Origin of the sequence: Nocardiopsis sp. TNDT3, from assembly GCF_003427465.1 — a bacterium.
In the GTDB taxonomy this organism is placed as follows: Bacteria; Actinomycetota; Actinomycetes; order Streptosporangiales; family Streptosporangiaceae; genus Nocardiopsis; species Nocardiopsis dassonvillei.
Genome location: NZ_QPFC01000725.1, coordinates 1 through 8,111 on the forward strand (window position 1 = coordinate 1; position 8,111 = coordinate 8,111).

7 protein-coding genes are annotated in these 8,111 nt (G+C 70.4%); 6 read left to right on the top strand and 1 reads right to left on the bottom strand.

Annotated features, from left to right (window positions below):
- Nucleotides 1–33 precede the first annotated feature (33 nt).
- A complete protein-coding gene (locus DQW06_RS17940) occupies nucleotides 34–1,653 on the bottom strand; it encodes an alpha/beta fold hydrolase (protein WP_013151535.1) in 1,620 nt (539 codons plus the stop codon).
- A gap of 321 nt (nucleotides 1,654–1,974) precedes the next feature.
- On the opposite strand from DQW06_RS17940, the gene DQW06_RS17945 reads away from it, so the two are divergent.
- The 6 genes from DQW06_RS17945 to DQW06_RS17970 are packed head-to-tail and all read left to right on the top strand — an operon-like array spanning nucleotide 1,975 to nucleotide 8,057.
- On the top strand, nucleotides 1,975–3,066 hold the full coding sequence (locus tag DQW06_RS17945) for an ABC transporter permease (RefSeq protein WP_013151536.1): 1,092 nt from the start codon (nucleotides 1,975–1,977) through the stop codon (nucleotides 3,064–3,066).
- Nucleotides 3,067–3,079: 13 nt separating this feature from the next.
- The gene (locus DQW06_RS17950) at nucleotides 3,080–3,955 is read left to right on the top strand and encodes an ABC transporter permease (protein ID WP_013151537.1); all 876 of its coding nucleotides are present in this window, start codon (nucleotides 3,080–3,082) and stop codon (nucleotides 3,953–3,955) included.
- A gap of 3 nt (nucleotides 3,956–3,958) precedes the next feature.
- Nucleotides 3,959–5,020, top strand: coding sequence for an ABC transporter ATP-binding protein (locus DQW06_RS17955; protein ID WP_071621438.1), 1,062 nt, complete (start codon nucleotides 3,959–3,961; stop codon nucleotides 5,018–5,020).
- Complete coding sequence (locus tag DQW06_RS17960; protein ID WP_370449097.1) at nucleotides 5,013–6,062, top strand: ABC transporter ATP-binding protein; 1,050 nt, start codon at nucleotides 5,013–5,015, stop codon at nucleotides 6,060–6,062. Before DQW06_RS17955 ends, DQW06_RS17960 begins: the two co-directional genes overlap by 8 nt.
- Nucleotides 6,063–6,066: 4 nt before the next feature.
- Nucleotides 6,067–6,255 carry a hypothetical protein gene (locus tag DQW06_RS17965; protein WP_013151540.1) on the top strand — a complete coding sequence of 63 codons (189 nt, stop codon included), beginning with the start codon at nucleotides 6,067–6,069 and terminating at the stop codon, nucleotides 6,253–6,255.
- Entirely contained in the window at nucleotides 6,252–8,057 is a 1,806-nt protein-coding gene (locus tag DQW06_RS17970; RefSeq protein ID WP_071621439.1) for an ABC transporter substrate-binding protein, read from the top strand. Before DQW06_RS17965 ends, DQW06_RS17970 begins: the two co-directional genes overlap by 4 nt.
- Nucleotides 8,058–8,111: the final 54 nt, after the last annotated feature.

Here is an 8,111-nt window from a genome sequence, read left to right on the forward strand (position 1 = left end):
GGGGGGGGGGGGGGGCCGCCGTCGTCTCCGGGGTCAGATCCCCAGACCGCTCGGGCCGGTCCGGTCGCGCAGTGCCACGAGGTCCTCGGCCTCCACCTCGATCTCCCCGTCCACCTCCGCCGGGGGCAGGCCCTGGCAGGTGAGGTCCTCGGGCCGGGCCCCGTCCACCAGGTAGGCGTCCACCGCGTCGGCCACGCAGTCCAGGCCGCCGGGGAGGTAGAAGCCGTGCCCGCCGTCACCGGCGACGGTGATCAGGGAGCTGTCCAGCCGGTCGGCCATGGCCGGGCCGCCCTCGTAGGCGGTGTTGGCGTCGAACTCACCGGCGATGACCAGTGCCTCGGGGTAGCCCTCCCGCTCCAGCTCGACCGGGGGCTCGGGCCGGTCGAGGCCGTTGAAGGTGCACGGGTGGGGAACCGCCCAGTAGGCGCCGCTGCCGTAGGGGTGCTCCTCCCGGTACTCCCGGGCGTCCGCGTGGTAGGTGCTGATCCGCTCGGGCCACTCGGCCTCGCACAGCACCGCCGTCTGCAGGTCGATGGTGGCCGTGCCGTACTCCTCCTCGGCCAGAGCGCCCGCCTGGGCGGCGATGGGCTGGGGCAGGGGCTGATCGTGCACGATGTACCCCAGGATCTCCGAGACCACGTCCCACCGGTCCTGGAAGCGCGAGTACATGCCCACCTCCATGTGGAACAGGTGGTTGTCGTAGAGCACGCCGGGCGCGACCTCGAGCGGTTCCTCCCGCAGCCGCTCGGCGGTCGCCTCGAAGGTCGCGTAGACCTCCTCCCGGGTCGAACCGAAGCCGAAGACGTCGTCGTACCCCGCCACCCACGCCGTGTAGCGGTCCATGTTCTCGCTGTAGGCCGGCGCCTGCATCATGAAGACGTCGCGCCAGACGCCGTCGGGGTGCACCGACGAGTCCAGCACGCTGCGGTCCAGCCGCTCGGGGAACAGGCTCCCGTAGACCGCGCCCAGGTAGGTGCCGTAGGAGTAGCCCAGGTAGTTGGTCTTCTCCTCACCCAGGGCGGCCCGGATGACGTCCATGTCGCGGGCGGTGTTGGCGGTGGTCATGTGCGGGCGGACGTCGCCCTCGGCCTGCTCGCAGGCGCGCTGGTAGCGGATCGCGGACCGGGTGGCCTCGGAGATCTCCTCGTCCGTGGGACTCGGGTACACGGGCGGCGGCTCCGAGTCGCAGTCCAGCCTGGGAGAGGACCCGCCGGTGCCGCGGGGGTCCATGCCGATGACGTCGTACACCTCGGCGACCCGCAGGCCGCCGACGAGTCCGGTGCCCGTCTGCGGGTCCAGCGGCAGGGGCATGCTCCGCCCGTGCCCGCCCGGACCCCCGGGGTTGGTGAGCAGGATGCCGCGCCGCTGTTCGGGGTCGGCGGCACGGGCCCGGCTGATGGCCACGGTGACGCGCTCGCCTCCGGGGTCGGAGTAGTCGAGCGGGACCACGACGTCGGCGCACTCCAGTCCCTGGAGCACCTCCTCGGTACAGGGAGCCCAGGCCAGTTCCTGGTCGTGGAACTCGGCGAGCGCGGTGTCGTCGGCGGGGGAGTCCAGGGGATCGGCCGCGGCGGGGGAGGCCGCTGCGAGGGATGCGGCCAGGGCCGTCACCAGGACGGTCGAGGCCAGTGTGGTTGCGCGTGCTGTGCGCACGGGGGTCGCCTCCGCGTCTTCGGTCCGTTCGGGGGAACGGGATCGTGTACTTCGGAGACGTAACCGTACGAACCGCCCGTGTGATGACAACACCCACAAATGTCATGAGTGTGCTCATGTGGCCGGGTTCGGCCAATCGACGCGGCAACCATATGTGACGGTTTATCGATTTTTGTTCGTTTCGTGATGTCGATCGTGTCGCTCGGAAGACGCCGTTTGGTCACGAAGGTGGTCTGGACCACACGGATCGGGTTACCGTGAACCCTCTATTAGGAAACTTTCCTAATAGAAACGGAGTCCCTGCGCCCCCGAAGGAGCCCCGTGGCCACCGAAATCGCGGCCTCCCCGCCACCGCCGCGCGCCGGAAGCGGCGCGTCGGCCCGCACCGACGAGCCCGCGCCCCCGCTGAGGCGGATCTGGCGCCACTACGCCGCCGTCAAGGTCCGCAAGGCCGTCGTCGTGGTGTTCGTCGTCGCCAACGTGACCTTCTTCCTCGGCCGCGCCATGCCCGGCGACCCGATCGACGTGATGGCCGGACGCCTCACGCAGGGCGGCATGTCGATGGAGGAGGCCCGGGTCATCGCCATGAACTCGCTGGCCTACGACCCCGACGCCCCCCTGTACCAGCAGTGGTGGGACTTCCTGGTCGGCCTGGTCACCTTCGACCTGGGCATGACCATCAACCGGCCGGGCCAGAGCGTCATGGAGGCCATCGGCGCCTACCTGCCCTGGACCCTGTTCAGCATCGGCGTCGGCACCGTCATCGCCGTCGTCCTCGGCCTGGCCCTGGGCATGGTGATGGCCTACTGGCGCAACCGCCTCCTGGACCACGTGCTCAGCGTCCTCGCCTCGGTCCTGGGCGCCGTCCCCAACTACCTCATCGCGATGGCCCTGGTCTTCGGCGGAGGCATGTACCTGGGGTGGTTCGACCCCATCGACCTGCGCGGCACGATCAGCCCCGGCGTCCAGGCGGGGTTCAACGCGGAGTTCCTCGGCGACGCCCTGTACCACGCGGCCCTGCCGATCGTCACCTACGTGCTCGCCATCATCGGCACCTGGATGCTCATCATGAAGGCCTCCACCACGGAGGTGCTCGGCGAGGACTACGTGACCGTCGCACGCGCCCGGGGGCTGCGCGACCAGCGCATCGCCGTCTCCTACGTCGGGCGCAACGCGGTCCTGCCGCTGGTCGCCCAGATCGCCATCTCCTTCGGCACCCTCGTCGGCGGCGCGATCTTCGTCGAACAGGTCCTGGTCTACAAGGGCGTCGGCGGCCTGCTCCTGGACGCCGTCAACTACCGCGACTACCCGCTCCTACAGGGGCTGCTCATCATCATCACGTCCTGCGTGGTGGTCGCCAACCTCGTCGCCGACCTCCTCTACAGCCGCCTCGACCCGCGCATCCGAACGTAGGAGCCCACCGGACATGGCCGTCACCACCACCGCAGCCCCCGGGGTCTGGGGAACGATCTGGCAGGGCCTCACCCGCAGCACCAGCGGGTTCGTCGGACTCTGCCTGGTCCTGAGCGTCCTGCTCTTCTCCTTCGTCGGGCCGCTGCTCATCGACCACCACAACCCCACGGACGTCACCGCGATCTGGGGACCGATCACCGCCGAGCACTGGCTCGGCACCAACCACCAGGGCAAGGACACCTTCACCCAGCTCGTGCTGGGCGGACGCGAACCCATCTGGGTCGGCTTCGTCGCCGCCGTGATCACCGTGGCGATCGCGGTCGTCCTCGGCGGCGTCGCCGGCTACGTGCGTGGCCGGATCGACCACTTCCTGCTCCAGCTCACCGACATCACGATGACCATCCCGTTCATCGTGCTGATGCTGGTCATCGCGTCGTTCTTCCGCACCTCCTCGCCGCTGGTGGTCTCCTTCATCATCGGCCTGGTCACCTGGCCCTACCTCATGCGCTCCATCCGAGCCCAGGTGCTCACCCTCAGGGAGCGCGAGTTCGTCGAGGCCGCCCGGCTCCAGGACCTGGGCACCGCGCGCATCCTCTTCGTCGAGGTGCTGCCCAACATGGCGGGCTACATCTTCATCAACTTCATCATCGCCATCACCAACGCGATCTACGCCGTGGTCGGCATGTACCTGCTCGGCCTGCTGCCCAGCACCGCCGACAACTGGGGCCTGATGATCCAGCAGGCCTGGAACAACAACGCCTTCCTGCTGCCCCAGGCCGCGCCCTTCCTCATCGCCCCGATGGTGATGATCATGCTCTTCCAGATCGGACTGGTCACCATGACCCGGTCCCTGGAGCAGGCCCTCAACCCACGACTCCGGGACAGGTGAGCCATGACCGACCACACCGCCGCCCCGCCGTCCGCCGAGGGCCCCCTCCTGTCGGTGAGGGGGGTCGACGTGGGCTACCGCACCGGCCGCAGGAAACAGGTCACCGCGGTACGCGACGTCTCCTTCGACCTCCACCCCGGCCAGTCCATGGCCCTGGTGGGGGAGTCCGGCTGCGGCAAGACCACCCTGGGCCTGGGCCTGCTCCGGCTGCTCCCGCGCACCGGCGTCCTCTCCGCGGGCGAGGTCCTCTTCCGCCGCAAGGACGGCCGCCTCGTCGACGTGCGCACCCTCGCCCGCGAGGACCTGCGCCGTTTCCGCTGGAACGAGGCGGCCATGGTCTTCCAGGGCGCCATGAACGCCTTCAACCCCGTGCTGCGGGTGCGCGACCACTTCCTCGACACCTTCCGCGCCCACGACCGGGGCCGCCGCACGCGCGCCGAGGTCCTCGAACGCTCCGCCGAGCTGCTGAGCATGGTCCGGCTCGACCCCGCCCGGGTGCTGGACAGCTTCCCCCACGAACTCTCCGGCGGCATGCGCCAGCGCACCCTCATCGCGCTCGCCCTGGCACTGGAGCCGCAGCTGCTCATCCTGGACGAGCCCACCACCGCCCTGGACATCCTCACCCAGCGCTCCATCGTCGAGCGCCTCGCGGAGCTGCGCGAGGAACTGCGCTTCTCGATGGTCTTCATCACCCACGACCTGGGCCTGGCCGCCGAACTCGCCGACCGCGTCGGCACCATGTACGCGGGACGGCTGATCGAGACCGGCACCACCCGCGACATCTTCCACCGCGCCCGGCACCCCTACACCTCGGCGCTGATCAACTCGGTGCCCCCGGTCACCGGCGACCTCAGGGTTCCCGAGTCGCTGCCCGGAGGCCCGCCCAGCCTCTCCGCGCTGCCCCCCGGCTGCTCCTTCGCGCCGCGCTGCAAGCACGCCGTCGAGCGGTGCGCGTCCACCCGGCCCGTGCTCGACGTGCTCACGCACCGCCCCGACGGGCTGAGCCACGCCGCGGCCTGCCTGCGTTCGAACGAACTCTCCACCGAGGGGGCCACCCGTGACTGACCGGACCGTTTCAGCGGACCCGCGGCCCGAGCCCGGTGCCGCACCCGCCGGCGACGCAGGGGACGCCCCGCCGCCGGTGCTCAGCCTGCGCGGCGCGCACCAGGTCTTCTCCACCCCGCGCGGCGACGTGCCCGCCGTGGCGGGGGTCGACCTGGACGTGCGCCCCGGACGGGTGCTGTGCCTGGTCGGGGAGTCCGGCTGCGGCAAGACCACCAGCGCCCGCATGGCCGCGGGCCTGGCCGACCCGGTCCGGGGCTCCGTGCTCTTCCGGGGCAGGGACGTCGCGGAAATGGACCGGAGCGAGCGGAGACGCTTCCGCCGCTCGGTCCAGTTCATCCACCAGGACCCCTACGCCTCGCTCAACCCCGTGCGCACCGTCTACTCGACCGTCTCCGCGGGGCTGCGCCGCCACGGCCTGGTCAAGGACAGGCACGAGGCCCGCCGGGCCACCGCCGAACTCCTGCGGCGGGTCGACCTCACCCCGGCCGAGGAGTACCTCGACAAGTACCCGCACCAGATGTCCGGCGGCCAGCGCCAGCGCGTGGCCGTGGCCCGCGCCCTGGCGATGGAACCCGAGGTGATCATCGCCGACGAGTCCACCTCGATGCTCGACGTGTCCATCCGGGTCAGCCTGCTCAACACCCTCGGCGCGCTGCGCGACGACCTCGGCGTGGGCTTCCTGTTCATCACGCACGACCTGGCCGTGGCCAAGTACTTCGCCTGGGAGGGCGAGATCGCCGTCATGTACCTGGGCAGGATCGTCGAGCACGGTCCCACCCCGCGCGTGGTCAACGATCCCCAGCACCCCTACACCAAGGCGCTCATCGACGCCGTCTGCGAACCGGACCCCGACCTGGCGCACGGCCGGGAACGGATCAGGCTGCGCAGCTCCGAGATCCCCGACCTGACGGACCTGCCGTCCGGGTGCGACTTCCACCCGCGCTGCCCCCTCTACGAGGAGGGCCGCTGCGACACCGTCCGGCCGCCGCTGGCCCCCGCGCACGACCGGCTGCTCGCCTGCCACGTCGTCGGCCGGGGCTGAGTCCGTGCTCGCCGTCGTCGGCCGCTTCGGACTCCTCGCCGGAGCCTTCCTCGCCCTGACCAGCGCACTCATGCTCGTCCTCACACCCCCCGGCACAGCCGAGTTCGTCATCAGCGCCCTCACCGTCGTGATCGGCCTGGTCGTGCTCTCCCTCGGTCTGCTCGCCGTCCTACTCGGAAGGAATCGCCAATGACCCCTCCCACCCCCCACCCCCTGATGCGGGACCTGAGCCGCAGGCGCCTGCTCCGGACGATCGGCCTCGGCGCGGCGGGCGTCGCCGGCGCCGGAGTGCTGTCCTCCTGCGCGGGCGGCGACAACGCCGAGAGCGGCGCCACGCAGTTCACCGGCGTCTTCGACTTCGACCTGGCCGCCCAGACGCGCAACGTCGCCGTGGAGGACGGCGCGCTGCTGATGAACTCCGTGTACGCCGACCTCTTCCTGCCCGCGGGCGCGTTCTACAACTGGGAGACCCACGAGTGGGACTACCTGCTCCTGGAGAACAGCGCCTGGGAGGGCGACGACCTCGTCGTGACCCTGCGCCCGGGCCTGAAGTGGAGCGACGGCACCGACCTGACCGCCGAGGACCTGCACCAGAACTACGCCATCCGGGTCCTGGAGGCGCCCGCGTGGTCGGTGGGCTTCCCGCAGATCACCGAGTTGGAGCGGCTGGACGACCTCAGCGTCCGCGCGCGCTTCGACAACCCCTTCCCCGGCATCGAGCTCCAGGTCGTCAAGCACCGGATCTTCTCCAAGTCGACCTACGGCGACTTCGGGGAGCGCGCGATCACGATGGTGGCCGACGGCGTCCGCCAGGGCGACGACGAGCACACCGAGTTCAACGCCGAGTTCATCGAGTTCAACCCCGAGGAGATCATCACCAGCGGGCCCTACACCTTCGACCGGGCCCAGATGTCCGACGCGCGGATCACCCTGGTGCGCGAGAGCACCGGCTACCGGGGCGAGGAGGTGAACTTCGAGGAGGTGGTCGTCCACAAGGGTGACAACCGCCAGGCCTCCCTGCTCATCCAGCAGGGCGAGGTCGACTACTCGACCCTGGCCACCTCCGCCGCCGACCAGCAGGCGTTCCGCGGCGTCGAGGGGTTCCGGTGGATCGAGCACCCCGGCTACGACGGCTGCGGACTGATGTTCAACTACGCGGCCAAGCCCGAGCTCAAGGACGTTCGGGTGCGCAAGGCGCTCAAGCACCTGCTCGACAGCGACCAGATCGGCCAGGTGGCCCGGGGCGAGGCCTACGACCGGGTGCGGTACTACTCCGGGCTGGTCGACCTCCAGACCGAGCAGATCTTCACCCCCGAGGAGCTCGCGGAGTTCGCCGCCTACGACCACGACCCGGACCGGGCCACCGAACTGCTGGAGGAGGCGGGCTGGACCAAGGAGGGCGGGGTCTGGCACACCGCCGAGGGCCAGGAGGCCAGCTACGAGATCATCGGCGTCGCGGGCTGGGGCGACTTCGAGCTGACCGCCACCCAGGTGGAGGAGGCCTGGAACGCCTTCGGGATCAAGACGACCGCGCGCAACGTGCCCGCGGACAACCCGTGGGGCATCTGGGCCGCAGGTGACTTCGAGGTGGCCGTGCGCCACTGGGGCAACCCGGAGATCCCGCAGTACTGGGGCGCCTTCCAGATGAACTTCCTGGTGGAGAACGCCCGCACCGGCGAGACCCCGGGGCAGGACTTCGACCTGAAGGTGGACAGCCCCAGCCGGGGCGAGGTGGACCTGGAGGCGCTGGTCGAGGTCGCCAAGACCGCGCAGACCGAGGAGGAGCAGACCGAGGCCCTCAAAACGATGGCGATCGTCTTCAACGAGCTGCTGCCGCGCATCCCGATCTGGACCTACAAGTACCTGGCCCCGGCCCTGGAGGGCGCGCGGGTGGAGTCCTTCCCCGAGGACCACCCCGCCGCCCAGAACCAGATCTACCGGGACAACCACATCATCCTGTCGCTGATGCAGGGCGGCCTGGAGGCTGCCGGGTAGGGGCCGACGGGACCGGGGGACCGGACCGCACCCGGGGGCGGGGCCGCACGGCCC